Annotated in this window: 12 protein-coding genes; all 12 read right to left on the bottom strand. The window is 71.9% G+C overall.

Annotated elements, in window-relative coordinates; all coding sequences use genetic code 11:
- Positions 1–306 precede the first annotated feature (306 nt).
- Positions 307–1,734 carry a nucleotide pyrophosphatase/phosphodiesterase family protein gene (locus KUF83_RS07995; protein ID WP_217453874.1) on the bottom strand — a complete coding sequence of 476 codons (1,428 nt, stop codon included), beginning with the start codon at positions 1,732–1,734 and terminating at the stop codon, positions 307–309.
- Positions 1,731–2,900, bottom strand: a complete 1,170-nt coding sequence (gene eboE, locus KUF83_RS07990; protein ID WP_217453873.1) for a metabolite traffic protein EboE — start codon at positions 2,898–2,900, stop codon at positions 1,731–1,733. The genes KUF83_RS07995 and eboE overlap by 4 nt, the downstream gene beginning before the upstream one ends.
- A 3-nt stretch (positions 2,901–2,903) precedes the next feature.
- Positions 2,904–3,815, bottom strand: a complete 912-nt coding sequence (locus KUF83_RS07985) for a TatD family hydrolase (RefSeq protein ID WP_217453872.1) — start codon at positions 3,813–3,815, stop codon at positions 2,904–2,906.
- A complete protein-coding gene (locus KUF83_RS07980) occupies positions 3,815–4,540 on the bottom strand; it encodes an EboA domain-containing protein (RefSeq protein ID WP_217453871.1) in 726 nt (241 codons plus the stop codon). The genes KUF83_RS07985 and KUF83_RS07980 overlap by 1 nt, the downstream gene beginning before the upstream one ends.
- Complete coding sequence (locus KUF83_RS07975) at positions 4,537–5,634, bottom strand: sugar phosphate isomerase/epimerase (RefSeq protein ID WP_254643519.1); 1,098 nt, start codon at positions 5,632–5,634, stop codon at positions 4,537–4,539. Before KUF83_RS07975 ends, KUF83_RS07980 begins: the two co-directional genes overlap by 4 nt.
- The gene (locus KUF83_RS07970) at positions 5,631–6,728 is read right to left on the bottom strand and encodes an SCO3242 family prenyltransferase (protein ID WP_308402943.1); all 1,098 of its coding nucleotides are present in this window, start codon (positions 6,726–6,728) and stop codon (positions 5,631–5,633) included. The genes KUF83_RS07975 and KUF83_RS07970 overlap by 4 nt, the downstream gene beginning before the upstream one ends.
- Before the next feature lie 254 nt (positions 6,729–6,982).
- Complete coding sequence (locus tag KUF83_RS07965) at positions 6,983–8,179, bottom strand: inositol-3-phosphate synthase (protein ID WP_217453869.1); 1,197 nt, start codon at positions 8,177–8,179, stop codon at positions 6,983–6,985.
- 127 nt (positions 8,180–8,306) lie between these two features.
- Positions 8,307–9,710 carry a ThuA domain-containing protein gene (locus tag KUF83_RS07960; protein ID WP_217453868.1) on the bottom strand — a complete coding sequence of 468 codons (1,404 nt, stop codon included), beginning with the start codon at positions 9,708–9,710 and terminating at the stop codon, positions 8,307–8,309.
- Positions 9,711–9,720: 10 nt separating this feature from the next.
- Entirely contained in the window at positions 9,721–12,240 is a 2,520-nt protein-coding gene (locus KUF83_RS07955; RefSeq protein ID WP_217453867.1) for a PQQ-dependent sugar dehydrogenase, read from the bottom strand.
- A gap of 117 nt (positions 12,241–12,357) precedes the next feature.
- Complete coding sequence (locus KUF83_RS07950; RefSeq protein ID WP_217453866.1) at positions 12,358–13,362, bottom strand: sugar phosphate isomerase/epimerase; 1,005 nt, start codon at positions 13,360–13,362, stop codon at positions 12,358–12,360.
- A 15-nt stretch (positions 13,363–13,377) separates the two neighbouring features.
- A complete protein-coding gene (locus KUF83_RS07945; protein ID WP_217453865.1) occupies positions 13,378–14,610 on the bottom strand; it encodes a Gfo/Idh/MocA family protein in 1,233 nt (410 codons plus the stop codon).
- A gap of 152 nt (positions 14,611–14,762) precedes the next feature.
- Positions 14,763–15,800, bottom strand: a complete 1,038-nt coding sequence (locus KUF83_RS07940; protein ID WP_217453864.1) for a substrate-binding domain-containing protein — start codon at positions 15,798–15,800, stop codon at positions 14,763–14,765.
- Positions 15,801–15,817 lie beyond the last annotated feature (17 nt).

The raw sequence follows: 15,817 nt of genomic DNA, 5'->3' as shown, positions 1-15,817 counted from the left end.
GTGGCGGCGCCGAGCAGGGCTGCCGCGGTGGCGCCGGCGGCGACGCCGAGCATGCCTCTTCGGCTGAGGCGGTGGGCGAGCTCGGGGTCGTCGTTCTTGCTGGTGGAGGCCGTGAAGGAGGTACGGCTGGTGCGGCTCATGCCTGGAGACTCCTCGGTGTGGGAGGGCGTTGTCAGTGCCGGGTGCTTCACTGGGGACCAGTCGGAAAAGACCGGCCGGACGTGATGGATCGGATGTGACGGACGGATCAGAGGTGACGGACGGATCGGGCGGGACCGGCGGGCCGATGCCCGCCGTTCGGGGCGGTCAGTCGAGACCGGCCAGTCGGAGCAGCAGTGACTTCACATCGGTGGCCGCGACGCGGTCGCCGACAGCGCGGGGGGTGGAGCAGATGATGAGCGGACCTTCGTCGTCGCTCAGGGGGAGGCGGCCGTGGCTGCCTCGAATAGGTGAGGGATCGAGGGGCACGACCGCCATGCGGTAGCGCATGCCGAGCTTCTTTCGGGCCAGCGCGGTCGCGGCCTTGACCTTGACGTACGGGTCGAGCGGATCCATGAAGAGTTCGACCGGGTCGTAGCCGGGTTTGCGGTGGATCTCGACGAGCTGGGCGAAGTCGGGCGCGCGGGCGTCGTCGAGCCAGTAGTAGTACGTGAACCAGGCGTCCGGCTCCGCCACGGCGACGAGTTCGCCTGAGCGCGGATGGTCGAGGTGGTGGGTCTTCTTGCCCTGGTCGTCGAGGAGTTGCTCGATGCCGGGCAGACCGGCGAGCGCGGCCTTCGTGGCTTCCAGGTCCTCGGGGCGGCGCACGTAGACATGGGCGATCTGGTGGTCGGCGACGGCGAAGGCACGGGACGCCATCGGGTCGAGGTACTCCATGCCGTCCTGCGTGTGCACCTCGAGAAGGCCGGCGCGGCGCAGTGCCCGGTTGATGTCGACGGGGCGGTCCACGCGGGTGATGCCGTACTCGGACAGGGCGACGACCGTCCGGCCTTCCGCGCGGGCGTCGTCGAGGAGGGGCGCCATGGCCGTGTCCAGGTCGGCGGCCGCCTTGAGGGAGCGCGGGTCGTCGGGGCCGAAGCGCTGCAGGTCGTAGTCGAGATGGGGGAGGTAGCAGAGGGTCAGGTCCGGCCGACGGGTGCTCATGACGTGACGGGTGGCGTCGATGATCCACTGGCTGGAGACGAGGTCGGCGCCCGGACCCCAGAAGTGGAAGAGGGGGAACGTGCCGAGTTTCTCGGTGAGTTCGTCGTGCAGGGCCGGGGGCCGGGTGTAGCAGTCGGGTTCCTTGCGGCCGTCGGCGTAGTAGACCGGACGGGGGGTGACGGTGAAGTCGGTGTCGGCGCCCATGGCGTACCACCAGCAGATGTTGGCGACCGTGTAGCCGGGGTGGGCGCGCCGGGCGGCGTCCCACAGTTTGTCCCCGGACACCAGGCCGTTGTGCTGGCGCCACAGCAGTACGTCGCCGAGGTCGCGGAAGTACCAGCCGTTGCCGACGATGCCGTGTTCGGAAGGGTGGGTGCCGGTGAGGAAGGTGGACTGGGCGGCGCAGGTGACGGCGGGCAGGACCGTCCCGAGGTGGGCCCGGGAGCCGGACCGGGCGAGGGACTTGAGGTGCGGCATGTGGTCGAGGAGACGGGGGGTGAGGCCGACGACGTCGAGGACGAGGAGCGGGGTGGGGGACGCGGAGCCCTCGGTGGCGGCCGGCTGGGCGGCCGGGGTCTCGTGGGTGCTCACGGCAGCTCCTTCAGGCCGAGGTCCGTCAACAGGTCGCGGGCGAGGGTGAGTTCGGCGGCGATGCCGTCGGCGAGCTGGGCGCGGCCACGGGGGCGCAGTTCCGGCGGGAGGGCCTGCCAGGTGTAGGTCTCGACCTCGAGGTGGCGGGTGAGCGGTTGCGGGCCGCCGACCAGCCGGGTCAGGGCGTCCTTGAGGACGGGCAGCGTGGAGGTGAGGGGGGCGGCGGGGTCCGCGTGCAACGGCACGTGGAAGTGGGCGCGCCACGGGGAGGCGTCGGGCAGGGCGTCCGCCCGGGTCGCTTCGCCGAGGTCGTCGGTGCCTCGGAGCCCGGCGGCGGTGAGCGTGCGGGTCTGGTGCAGGAAGCGGGGTTCGTCGAAGGCGGCGAGTGCCTCGCGGACTTCGGGGAGGTGGGGGTGTTCGGCGTGCAGGGCGGCCGACAGCTGGGACTTGACGACGGGGACACCGGCGGCGGCCAGCCGGTCCAGGGCGGTGTGCGGGTCTTCGAAGGAGGTGGCGAGGTGGCAGGTGTCGACGCAGACGCCGATGCGGTCGTGGGCGATGGCGGTGAGCGGGGCGATGGCGTCGGCCGTGGTCTCGACGGTGCAGCCGGGCTCGGGTTCCAGGCCGACCCGTATGGAGCGTCCGGTCAGCTCCTCCAGCGCGTCGAGGCGTTCGGCGAGGGTGCGCAGGGCCGTGTGGGCTCGGGCGGCACGGTCGTCGTCGTACGCGGTGCGCCAGGCGAGCGGCAGTGTGGAGACGGTGCCCTCGGTGACGTCGTCGGGGAGGAGTCCGGCGAGGACGCGGGCGAGGGCGGTGGTGTGGTCGAGCCGCTCGGGGTCGGCCCAGTCCGGCTTGTAGACGCGGTACTTGACCTCGTCGGCGCCGAATCCCTCGTACGGGAAGCCGTTGAGGGTCACGACTTCGAGGCCGCGCTGGTCGAGTTCCGTGCGCAGGCCGCGCAGGGCGGACGGGTCGCTGACGAGGGCGTGCGCGGCGTCCCTGGCGAGCCACAGGCCGATGCCGAGCCGGTCGCGGCCGAGCCGTTTGCGTACGGGTTCGCAGTGGTCGCGGAGCTGGGCGAGGACACCGTCGAGGGTCTCGGCGGGGTGGACGTTGGTGCAGTAGGCGAGGTGGACCGTGGAGCCGTCGGGATGCCGGAAGCGCATGGGTCACGCCTCCGTGGTCGCCGGGACGGACCGGGGGCCGGTCGCGGGGCCGGTCTCCGGGGCTGCCTTGGGGGCGCCGCGGAGGATGGAGTTGCCCTCGTGGGTGGCGTCCGTGCCGGCGACGTCGAGGTCGAGGCGGCCGCTGAGCCCGTAGAAGGCGACGGGGTTGCGCCACAGCACCCGGTCGACGTCGTCCTCGGTGAATCCGGCCTTCAGCAGGGCGTCGGCGACCTTGCGGGTCTTGAGCGGGTCGCTCCTGCCCCAGTCGGCAGCGGAGTTGACCAGCACTTTCTCCGGTCCGTATTCCTGGAGGACGGCGACCATCCGTTCCTCGTCCATCTTGGTGTCCGGATAGACGGAGAAGCCGAGCCAGCAACCGCCGTCCTTGGCCTCCTTGACCGTGGTCTCGTTGAGGTGGTCGATCAGGACGTGGTCCGGGGGCAGTGCGGACTCCCGGACCACGTCGAGGGTGCGGCGCAGGCCCGCCAGCTTGTCGCGGTGCGGCGTGTGGACCAGGGCGGGCAGTGCGTACTCGGCGGCGAGCTGGAGCTGTGCGGCCAGGGCGGTGTCCTCGGCGGGCGTCATCGAGTCGTAGCCGATCTCACCTACGGCCACCACGTGGTCCTTGACGAGATACCGGGGCAGTTCGTCGAGGACGGGGACACAGCGGGGGTCGTTGGCCTCCTTGGGGTTGAGAGCGATGGTGCAGTGGTGGGCGATGCCGTACTGGGCCGCACGAAAGGGCTCCCAGCCGAGGAGGGCGTCGAAGTAGTCGAAGAAGGAGGCGGGTGAGGTGCGGGGCTGGCCGAGCCAGAAGGCCGGTTCGACGACGGCGCGGACACCCGCCGCGTACATGGCCTCGTAGTCGTCGGTGGTTCGTGACGTCATGTGGATGTGGGGGTCGAAGATGCGCATCAGGACTCCTTGCCGTCGGTGCCGCACGTGCCGTGGTCGACGGTCGGGCCGCCCGGCGCGTCGGTTCCGGTGGGGGTGGCCGGGTGTTCGGTGAGGGCGAGGACGCGGTGCAGGTCGTCAGGGACGGGCCGGTCGGCGGCCCTGCGCTCGTCGGCGTAGTCGCTGAGCATGCGGGCCAGTTCGGCATCGGCGCGGGCCCGGCGGGAAAGGTCGGCGACGGCGTCCACGGGGACTCCGGTGAACAGGCACTTCAGGACGGCGTGCCGCCAGTTGTGGACGTCCAGGTGCCGGGCGGCGTACGGGCCGACGGCGGCGGCCACCAGCCGGGTGTCGTTGGTGCGCAGTGCGTCCTCGACGACCGGCAGCGCCTCGGGGCCGGGCACGAGGTGGGGCAGGGCCTCCAGGACGGCACGCCGTTCGTCGGCGGTTCCCTGGCGGTAGACGCGGGCGAGGGTCGGGGCGTCGGCCCGGGCCGCGTGCAGGAGCAGGACACGAACGGCCTCCGCGTGCTCGGGTCCGCAGCTGCGGCCCGCCTCGGCGATCCGCAGCTCCCACACGGAGATCGGCCCGTGACTGCCCGAGTGGGCGGCCGCCTCGTCGAGAGCCTTGTCCAGCCAGGCTCGGGCCGGGCCGTCGAGCAGGGAGTTCAGACGGGTGCGCAGGGCGGTGAGGGCGGGCGGGGTTTCCGTCGGGGTGGTGCCGGGGGTGCCGGGGAGGTGGTTCACGGGGTTCTCCCCTCGGGGGCGGGGGCGCGCTCGCCGGGGGCGGTCCGCCGGCCGGTGTCCTGGGGGCCGGGAAGCGAGGCACGCCGAAGGAACGGGAGGGACTGCCGGGCGAGTTGCGGCCCGGCGTGGGAGTGGCGGGGCAGTTCGACGGAGACCAGACCCCGATAGCCCGTGGCGGCGAGGGCTTCGAGTACGGGTGGGAAGTCGATCTCGCCGTCGCCGAACGGGAGGTGTTCGTGGACGCCGCGGCGCATGTCCTCGATCTGGACGTGCCGCAGCCAGGGGGCGGCGTCGCGGACACAGTCGGCGGGCGATCGCGGTTCCAGGCACTGGCAGTGACCGATGTCGAGGGTGAGTCCGAGGGCGTCCGGGCTGCCGAGCGTGGTGCGCAGACGGTGGAAGTCGTCGAGCGTGGCGAGGAGGTGACCGGGCTCGGGTTCGACGGCGAGCGGGACACCGGCGTCGGTGGCGGCGTCGAGTACGGGGGTGAGGGCTTCGGCAAGACGCTTCCAGACGGTGTCCTCCGCCATCCCGTCATCCGTCACGCCGTCGTCTGCCACCCTGTGGTCTGCCACCCCGTCATCCGTCACGGAGACGCCCTGTGGGTCCGCCTGCCCGGCCGTTGCTCCGGCTGCTTCATTGACTGCTGACCCGGTTACTCCCCCGGCTGTTCCCTGCGGGGGGATACCGCTGAAGCAGTGCACCGCGTGGGCGCCGAGGTCTTCCGCGACCTGGACGGCCCGGAGGAGCAGGTCGACGCGCCTGGCTCGTTGTTCCGGGTCCGGGTCGAGCAGGGACGGGCCGTGCTTGCGCCGCGGGTCGAGTACGTAGCGGGCACCGGTCTCAAGGGTGACGCCCAGGCCGAGTTCGTCCAGCCTGCGGGCGAGCCTGCGCGTGCGGGCCGCGAGGTCGGGAGCGAGCGGATCGAGGTGCATGTGGTCGAGGGTCAGCCCCACGCCGTCGTAGCCCAGGTCTGCGAGAAGGGAGAGGGCGTCGTCGAGGCGCAGGTCGGTGAGGCCGTTGGTGCCGTACGAGAAGCGGAGGGGGTGGGCGGGCGGCCCGGTGACGGGGTGCGGGCTGGGCTGCGGGTTCATGTCACGCTCACCTTCCGGCTGAACCTGCGGGCGGCCGGGGCGAGGGCGACGGTCAGCAGGGCTGTGACGGGGGCACCGGAGCGGGCCGCGAGGGCGGCCTGGAGCGGGATCATGGCGCGGATGCCGCCGCCGACGGCTCTCTGGGTGAGTGGGGGTGACGGGTTGAGGGCGGCGTGGAAGAGAGGGCGGGCGAACGTCACGGCGTAGACCGCGGCGAGCACTCCGCCCAGGGCGGCGGCCGTGTTCGTTTCGGCCGCCCCGAAGCCGGTCCCCCCGAGCGTGCCCTTCCCGGAGCTGGTCCCGAAGCTGGTCCCGAAGGTGATCCCGCTGAATGTGGTCCCGCTGAAGGAGGGAGGCGCGAAGGCGGACGCTCTGGAGGCGGGCTGCCTCGGGATCGTGTCTCCGCCGGTGGTCGGGGTGTGCCCTGGTGGCTGGTCGTTCGTGCGGGAGTCGCCCGTCCGGCCGGCGCGCGTGAGGGACCAGGTCAGGGCCGTGGTCGTGGCCAGGGCTGTCAGCGGGGCCCAGGGGGAGCCGCCCCGGGTCTCGTGACGGGAGACCGTGGTGACGGCCAGGGTGTGGGTGGCGAGGGTCAGTGCGGGCGCCACCACCTTGCGGGTGTCGCCGCCCGCCGCCACCCCGCCGAGGAGGAGGTCCAGGCCTCGGGCCGCTGCCATCGCCACGGGTCCCGCGGGCGTGCGCTTGAGGACCAGGTCGTACGACCAGACCGTGGCCGCCAGGGCGCCGGCGACCGCGAGTGGCCGGCGGCCCGCCCGGGAGGCCAGGGCCAGGCCCGCCGCTGTCAGGCCGCCTGCCGCCGCGAGGGCCGCGGTCGGCCTGATCCGGCCCGAGGGGAGGGGCCGGTGCGGGCGGTCCACGGCGTCCTCGGCGCGGTCGGCCCAGTCGTTGAGGGCCATACCGGCCTCGTACAGGCAGAGGGAGGAGCCGATGGCCAGCAGGGTGCGGGAGTTCGGTCGCGCCCCGGCCGCGGCGGCGCCCGCGAGCGCGTCACCGGGGACCGTGAACAGGGCGGGCAGGCGCAGGAGTTCGACCCAGGCACGCAGTCCGGGACCGACCGTGCGCGGACTCGGCCGCACACCGTCGGGCTGCGGTGCCGTAACGGCATCCGCGCCGACGCCGTCCCCGGCCCCGTCCCCGGCCCTGAGGTCGGCCCCGGCCCCGGCACTCGTGTCGGCACCGGCACGGGTACGGGCAGCCGGGCGGTCCGCCGTTCCCCGCTCGGTACTCCACCCGCGCCATGCCCGCCGGCCGAGCGTCTGTCGCCACGGGCGGCGCTCTCGCCGTTCGGGCGCCCCGCGCCCTCCGGGCCGTATCAGCCCTCGCAGGCCGCTCATCGCCGCTGTCCCTGGAAACCGTCCGGCGTCCCGCGCCCCGTCGGTGGATCTCCGGGCTCCGGCGCCCGCTCGGAGGCCCGCAGCCGGTCGGCGAGCCCCACCAGGTCCGCGTACTGCTCGCCCAGGGCGGCGGGCCCCTCCCCCACCGGGTCCTTGAAATAGAAGCCGAGCTCGCTCAGCGGGCCCGACAGGCCGACTTCGTGGGCGCGGGCCACCAGCCGGGCCAGGTCGAGGATCAGCGGGGCCGCGAGGGCGGAGTCGCAGCCCTGCCACGTCGTCTGGAGGACCATCCGGGTGCCGAGGAAGCCGTCGAAGGCGATGTGGTCCCAGGCCGTCTTCCAGTCACCGAGGGAGGGCACGTCGTCGATGTGGGTCTCGCCCTCGGGGACCGTGCCGAGGGTGTCGGCGAGGACGCGTTCCTTGCCCGCGTTCTTCGCGGCCGCGGCGGCCGGGTCGGCGAGGGCCGCCCCGTCGCCGCCGCCCAGCAGGTTCGTGCCGGACCAGGCCCGGACCGTCAGCGCGCGCTGCGCGAACATCGGGCCGAGGACCGACCGCAGCAGGGTCTGACCGGTCTTGCCGTCACGGCCCGCGTACGGCAGTCCGCAGGACGCGGCCTCGGAGGCGAGCCTCGGGTGGTGCAGGCCCATGGACGGCGTGAAGTTCACGTAGGGGCAGCCCGCTCTCAGAGCGGCGGCTGCGTAGAGCGAGCTTGCTGGGAGCGCCGCGCCCGTGGGCACGGGTTCCGTGGAGGCCACGTTCACCACGACGGTTCTTGCCGCACCGCACCGGCGTGCGAAGTCGCGGATGTCGTGGGCGAGGGCCTCGACCAGTTCGTCCTCGCTCCGCGTGTCGCCGGGCAGTGGGCCGCCGGTCCTGATCTCCCGGTCGGCGGCGACCAGTTCGGCGGCCACGGCAGAGGGCAGGTCGGGAGGCAGGACACCGCCGGCGGCGAGCGTCTCCGCCCGCTTGGGCAGGGGGCAGTCCACCACGTCGTGGCCGCCGAAGACGAGCGAGGACAGGGCGGGCAGGCCCGCCTCGTGGAAGGCGTCGGTCTCGGTCACCATGCCGGTCGGCGGACGGAGTCCGGCCGTGACGGCCGCGCAGCCCGCGACGGCGGTCGTGGCGACCGAGCCCCGTGCCCCGATCAGCCAGACTCCGACGCGTGAAGGGGAAACGGACGGTTCGGCGGGCATGGGCAGCCTCCCTCTCCTGTGCGAACCGGAGGCGCGGTCGTACGCGGTCCGGGGAAGTTCCGGGCAAGACGGTGCCGGAAGGGCCAAGACGGCGGGCGGAGGTCCGGCGTCCTCCGCCCGCCGCCGCTCAGTCGCCCTGCGCGGCGGAACGCTCCGGCAGGTGCTTGATCCGGACGTCGCGGAAGGACACCCGGTCTTCGGCCCCGTGGTTCTGGATGCCGACATGACCGTCCCGCAGGCTTCGCGCCGGATCGGTGTTGGTGTAGTCGTTGATCTTCACGCCGTTGAGCCAGACGCGGAGGCGTTCGCCCTCCACGCGGATCTCGTACGTGTTCCACTCCCCCGGCGGGTTCAGCGCACGGTCGCGCTTCTTGATGTCGGCGGACCGGAAGCTGTACACGGCTCCGGTGGTGCGGTCGGCGGCGTCGGAGGCGTCGATCTGGATCTCGTAGCCGTTGTCGACGGCCGACCAGGGATCGTCGGAGGCCGGGAAGCCCACGAACACACCGGAGTTGTCGTCGCCGGAGGCACTCGCCATCCTCCAGTCGAGCTTCAGCGAGTACGAGCCGGGGACCGCGTCCGTGTGCCAGAGCATGCCCAGGCCGCCGGACGAGGTGAGTGTGCCGTCGTCCGCGAGCGAGAACGATCCCGGCCCCGCCTGCTTCCACCCCGACAGGGACTCGGCGGTCCCGTCGAAGAGGGGTGAATACCCCTTCGCCGGACGGCAGTCGGCCTGTGCGGCGCCGACGGCCCACCGGATGCCGCCCAGCAGGTGCTGCCGGAAGGCGGGATCGGCGTACGACTCCTTGGTGTGACCGCTGCCGGTGTAGAAGGAGCGGCCGCCCCGGTACTCCTGGCACCAGGCGATCGGATGGTCGCCGCTCATCGTGCCGCCGCTGTACGACGACTCGTCGAGGGAGGCCAGGACATGCGCCCGGTCGCGCGGGTTGGAGCGGTAGTTGTACCACTCGTCCGTGCGGTTCCAGGACTCCCCGAGGTGCGAGGTGGCCGGGTGGGCCCGGTCCTCGACCTCGATCCGTGCGGGCTGGATCGCCGGGTGCGACTGGAAGTAGGCGCCGGCGAGGCCGCCGTAGAACTCCCAGTCGTACTCGGTGTCGGCGGCCGCGTGGATGCCCACGTAGGCGCCGCCGGCGCCGATGTACCGCTCGAAGGCCCGCTGTTGGGCGTCGTTCAGGACGTCACCCGTGGTGGAGAGGAACACCACTGCGTCGTACCGGGCGAGGTTGCGGGAGGAGAAGGTCCCCGCGTCCTCAGTGGCGTCCACCCTGAATCCGTTCTCGGCGCCCAGTGCTTTCACGGCGGCGATGCCTTCGGGGATGGAGTCGTGCCGGAACCCGGCGGTCTTCGAGAACACCAGGACCCGCTCACCGGCCGAGGGCTTCTTCGCCCCGGAGGCCTCCGACGACGCGGACGGGCCGGCAGAACCCTTCGACACGGCCGGTCCCGACACACACCCGATGAGCAGGGCGGCGCCGACAACAGCTGTCATGGTGCGGGTGGTTGATCGCATGCGCACCCCCTCAGCGGGTTGTGAAGGTGAAGTCGTCCACGTCGTACAGAGCTCCGGTCCCGCTCCCCTTGAAGACGAAATAGAGGGTGGTGGTCCCGCGCGGCGCCTTGCTCAGAGCGGCGCTGACGTCCTGGAAGTTCTCCCAGCCGCCGGTCACCGGGACGGTCGCGGTGCCGAGCAGACGGCCGGTGGGCGAGCCCGCGCGGACCTCCAGCTTGCCGCCCGCGCCGCCGGAGGAGATCCGTGCCGTGAGCTTCGTGGCGTTGCTCAGGACGTACGGCTCGAAGGAGATCCAGTCACCGTTGCTGATGTCGCCGACGGTCTTTCCGCCGTGCGCGGTGGGCTTCGTCTGGACCGTGACGCCCTCGGACTTGCCGTAGTGCTCGGCCTGGCGGTGCCGGGGCTGGACGACGTTCTGGTCGTGGGTGGTGAGCGCCTCCTGGCCGCCGCCTCCGCCGTCGGTGTACTCCGCGTCGAAGACACCGAAGATGTTCGCGTCCTCGTCGTGGCCGCCGTCGGCGCTGGTCTGGATGGCGCCGGAGCAGCCGTTCGCCGACGTCACCGGGTGGCCGTGGCTGTCGTGGCCGAGGACGAAGGTGACCTTCACCTTGGCGCAGTCGATCGACCTGCCGTCCTCCGGGTCGGTCACCTTCACCTTGAAGGGCACGGCGTCACCGAAGCCGAACATCTGCCCGTCTTCGGGGAGTTGGAGCGTGACCTTGGGCGCGGTGTTGCCGACCACGATCCGTACGCTCGCGCTTCCGGTCCGCCCCGAGGCGTCCTTCGCGGTCAGCGTCGCCGTGTAGGTGCCGTTCTTCTTGTACGTGTACGTGGGGTTCGCCGCTGTGGACGTGCCGCCGTCGCCGAAGTCCCAGCTGTACGTGAGGGCGTCGCCGTCGGCGTCGGTCGTGCCGGCGGAGGAGAACTTGACCCTCAGCCTCGCCTGGCCCGACGTGCGGTCGGCCGCGGCCTGCGCCACCGGCGAGTGGCCGTCGGTCGCGTTCTCGATGCGGTACAGCGCGGAGTTCTCGTCGCCGCCGAACCACGAGACGCCGTAGTCGAGGACGTAGAGGGCGCCGTCCGGGCCGAACGCCATGTCCATCACCTGGGTGCCGGACCACGGCACGTCGTTGATGGACTGCACGGTGCCGTTGTCGTCCGACGAGATCCGCTTGATCCAGCGGCGGCCGAACTCACCGGCGAAGAAGTCCCCGTCGTACGCCTCGGGGAACTTGACCGGGGAGTCGAGGGAGGCGTCGTAGTCGTAGACCGGGCCGCCCATAGGGGACTCGGAGCCGTTGCCGAACTCGGGGACGGATCCGCCGTCGTAGGGGATCCAGGCGGACTCGGCCGGGGGCAGGTCGGTCAGGCCGGTGTTGTTGGGCGAGGTGTTCTTGGGCGCGGCACAGTCGAAGGACGCGCCCGAGGTCTTGGTCGCGAAGTCGTAGTCCACGTAGGCGTCGTTCTTGCCCGTGCAGTACGGCCAGCCGAAGTTGCCCGGCTTGGTGACGCGGGCGAACTCGACCTGTCCGGCGGGACCGCGCGCGGGGTCCGCGGCGCCGGCGTCCGGGCCGTAGTCGCCGACGTAGAGGATCCCGGTCTTCTTGTCGACGCTGAACCGGAACGGGTTGCGGAAGCCCATGGCGTAGATCTCGGGCTTGGTCTTGTCCGTGCCGGGTGCGAAGAGGTTGCCGTCGGGGACCGTGTACGAGCCGTCGGCGTTCACCTTGATCCGCAGGATCTTGCCGCGCAGGTCGTTGGTGTTGCCGGAGGTGCGCTGGGCGTCGAAGACCGGGTTGCGGTCGGCGCGCTCGTCGATGGGCGTGTAGCCGTCCGACTGGAACGGGTTCGAGTCGTCGCCGGTCGACAGGTAGAGGTTGCCGGCCGCGTCGAAGTCGATGTCGCCGCCGACATGGCAGCAGATGCCGCGGGTCGCCGGGACGTCGAGGATCTTCTTCTCGCTGGCGTTGTCGAGGGTGCCGTCCGCCTTCAGGACGAAGCGGGAGAGGCGGTTGACGCCGTCGAAGGGCGCGAAGTCGGCCGCGGTGCCCGTCTCGGGGGCGTCGCCCGCCGGGGTGTCGAGCGGCGGGGCGTAGTAGAGGTAGATGAAGCGGTTGTCGGCGAAGCCCGGGTCGATGCCGACGCCCTGCAGGCCTTCCTCGTCGTGCGAGTAGACGGCGAGCTTGCCCGCCAGGCTGGTGTTGCCCGCACTGTCGGTGATGCGCAGTTCGCCGTCGCGCGAGGTGTGCAGCACCGAGCGGTCGGGCAGGACGGCCAGCGACATGGGCTCGCCGACCTCGGGCTCGCCCTTGGCGAGGGTGACCTGCTGGAAGTCCTCCGCGGCGGCCGGCGCGGCGGGGGCGGCCCCCGGTTCGGCGACGGCCGCGCCCGCCGGGGGCGTGGCGAGGGTGAGCGAGGCACCGGCGAGAAGTGCGCCGGTGAGCAGGGCGAGCGTCTTGCGGAGTCGGACTCCCGGGCGCCGTCTGTGGCTCCCGGTTCTGGTGGTGCTGGTGGGGTCGTTCGCGTGCACGGATGCCTCCAGAATGGGGCTGGTGGTTCATGCGGGTGCGATACGCCGGGGTGCGCCGTCACCCCGGAAGTGGTGGATCCCCCTGGGTAGGGGGTGGGTCGTGGTCGCCGTACGGCCTCAGTCGTTGCCGCCGAACGCCGCGTCGAAGGAGGCCGTCGGCGGTTCGAAGTCGAAGGCCTTCAGCCGGGTGAGTGCCTCGGGTGCGCCCTGGAGCCGGTCCATGCCCGCGTCCTCCCACTCGACCGAGATCGGTCCCTGGTAGTCGATGGAGCGCAGCATCCGGAACACGTCTTCCCAGGGGACGTCGCCGTGGCCCGCGGACACGAAGTCCCAGCCGCGGCGGGGGTCGCCCCACGGAAGGTGCGAGCCGAGGCGGCCGTTGCGGCCGTCGAGGCGCTTGCGCGCCTCCTTGCAGTCGACGTGGTAGATCCGGTCGCGGAAGTCCCACAGGAAGCCGACGGGGTCGAGGTCCTGCCAGACGAAGTGCGAGGGGTCGAAGTTCAGCCCGAAGGCGGGCCGGTGGCCGACCGCCTCCAGGGCGCGCTGGGTTGTCCAGTAGTCGTACGCGATCTCGCTGGGGTGGACCTCGTGGGCGAACCGCACGCCCTCGGTGTCGAAGACGTCGAGGATGGGATTCCAGCGCATGGCGAAGTCGTCGTAGCCGCGCTCGATCATCGACTCGGGGGCGGGCGGGAACATCGCGACCAGGTGCCAGATCGCGGACCCGGTGAAGCCGATGACGGTGTCGACACCGAAGGCGGCCGCGGCCCGAGCGGTGTCGGCGATCTCGGCCGCCGCCCGCTGCCGTACGCCCTCGGCCTCGCCGTCGCCCCAGATACGGGCGGGGAGGATCGCCTGGTGGCGTTCGTCGATGATGGCGTCGCAGACGGCCTGGCCGACCAGGTGGTTGGAGATGGCCCAGCACTTGAGTCCGTACTTGTCGAGCAGTTCCCGCCGGGAGTCCAGGTACGTGGGGTCCGCGAGAGCCTTGTCGACCTCGAAGTGATCGCCCCAGCAGGCGAGTTCGAGTCCGTCGTAGCCGAAGTCGCGGGCGAGCCGGCAGACCTCTTCGAGCGGCAGGTCGGCCCACTGGCCGGTGAAAAGCGTGAAGGTACGCGGCATGGGGACTGGCCTTCCTCAGCTCGCTGTGGGGGTGAAGACGGAGTTCTTCTCGGCGCTCTCCTCGACCGCGGCGAGGACGCGCTGCACCTGCAGCCCGTCGGCGAAGGAGGGCAGCGGCTGCCCGCCCTGCGCGATCGCGTGGACCAGGTCGCGGGCCTGGTGCACGAAGGTGTGCTCGTAGCCGAGGCCGTGGCCCGGTGGCCACCAGGCCTCCAGGTAGGGGTGGTCGGGTTCGGTGACGAGGATGCGGCGGAAGCCGGCGTGGGTGCCGGGTTCGGTGCCGTCGTGGTAGTGGAGTTCGTTGAGGCGCTCCAGGTCGAAGGCCAACGAGCCCTTCTCGCCGTTGAGTTCGATGCGCAGGGAGTTCTTGCGGCCGGTCGCGAACCGGGTCGCCTCGAAGGAGGCGAGGGCACCCGAGGCGAACCGGCCGGTGAACAGGGCGGCGTCGTCGACCGTGACGGCTCCGAGTCCGCCGCCGCCGGAGGCCGAGAGGCCGCTGGACGCTCCGGCGAGCACCGGCCTCTCCCGTACGAACGTCTCGGTGAGGGCCGACACCCCGACCACCGGCTCGCCCGCCAGGTACTGGGCGAGGTCGACGATGTGCGCGCCCAGGTCGCCGAGCGCCCCGGACCCCGCCGTCTCCTTGCGCAGCCGCCAGGTCAGCGGGAACTCCCGGTCCACCAGCCAGTCCTGAAGGTACGTCACCCGTACGTGCCGCAGGGCGCCGAGCCGGCCCTCGGCGACCATGTTCCTGGCGAGCGAAGCGGCGGGCAGCCGGCGGTAGTTGAAGCCGACCATCGCCACCTGACCGCGTGCGGCGGCCGCTTCGGCGGCCTCGGTCATCGCCTCGGCCTCCTCGACCGTGTTGGCGAGGGGCTTCTCGCACAGCACGTGCTTCCCGGCGGCCAGCGCGGCGATGGCGATCTCGGCGTGGCTGTCGCCCGGTGTGCAGACGTCGACGAGGTCGACGTCGTCGCGGGCGATCAGGGCCCGCCAGTCGGTCTCCGCGGCCGCCCAGCCGAGCCGGTCGGCCGCCGCCCGTACGGACCCTGCGTCACGGCCGCAGACCGCGGCGAGGACGGGCCGGAGCGGCAGGTCGAAGACGCGGCCCGCGGTGCGCCACCCCTGGGAGTGGGCGGCGCCCATGAACGCGTATCCGACCATGCCCACGCCGAGCGGGGGCCGTGCGGCCGCCGTCCCGGCCTGTGCCCCGGCCTGTTCCTCGTCGGGCTGCTGCGGCTGTCCCATCGGGGAGTCCTCCTCGTCGTCGTGGCGCGGTGGGGGGCGCTCTGCCGGGTTCCGGCGGTCCGGACACTGCGGGTCCGTCGTGGCCGGCCGCGCGGTTGCCCGCGCCCCTGAAGGGCGCCCCTGTCGGGCGCCCTCGAAAGAGCAGGCACGGCCTACTTGAAGCCGGTGGGCAGGTACGTCTTGACGTTCTCCTTGTCCACGACGGCCGAGTAGAGCGTCAGGGACGAGGGGATCTCGAACTCCGCGAGGCCGCCGATTCCCTTGCTCTGGCCGAGCGCGCGGGCCAGGTCGATCGCGGAGGCGGCCATCGTGGGCGGGTAGAGGACCGTGGCCTTGAGGACGCTGTTGTCCGACTCGATGGCCTGCATGGCGGACAGGGCGCCCGCTCCACCGACCATCAGGAAGTCGTCACGTCCGGCCTGCTCGATGGCGCGCAGGGCGCCGACTCCCTGGTCGTCGTCGTGGTTCCACAGGGCGTCGAACTTCGACTGGGCCTGGAGGAGTTGGGACATCTTGGCCTGTCCCGACTCGACGGTGAACTCGGCGGCCTGGCGGGCGACCTTCTTGATGTTCGGGTAGTTCTTGAGGGCCGCGTCGAAGCCCTGTGTGCGCTGCTTGGTGAGTTCCAGGTTGTCGAGGCCGGCCAGTTCGATGACCCGGGCGTTCTTCTTGTCCTTGAGCTTCTCGCCGATGTAGTGACCGGCGTTGAGGCCCATGCCGTAGTTGTCGCCGCCTATCCAGCAGCGGTACGCCTGCGGGGAGTTGAAGATGCGGTCGAGGTTGACCACGGGGATGTTCGCCCGCATGGCCTGGAGGCCGACCTGGGTGAGGGCCTTGCCGTCGGCGGGCAGCACCACCAGGACGTCGACCTTCTTGTTGATCAGTGTCTCGATCTGGCCGATCTGGGCGGCGGTGTCGTTGGAGCCCTCCGTGATCTCCAGCGTCACGTCCTCGTACTTCTTGGCGCGGCTCTTGGCGTTGTCGTTGATCGCGTTGAGCCAGCCGTGGTCGGCCTGCGGGCCCGCGAAGCCGATGGTGACCTGCTTGCCGGGCTTGTCGTCGGCGGCGGGCTGGTCGTTGGAGGCCGGCTCGTCGCCGGATTCGTTGCTGGTGCAACCGGCGAGGAGGACACCGGCCGAGACGGCGGCGGTGCCGAAGAGCAATCCTCTGCGGCTCGTGATCTCTGGCATGGCGGTGAACCCTTTCC

It is taken from the genome of Streptomyces sp. BV286 (genome assembly GCF_019090165.1).
Taxonomy (GTDB): domain Bacteria; phylum Actinomycetota; class Actinomycetes; order Streptomycetales; family Streptomycetaceae; genus Streptomyces.
Note: the sequence above shows the minus strand (reverse complement) of the source record. Positions and strands in the feature narration are given on the sequence as shown.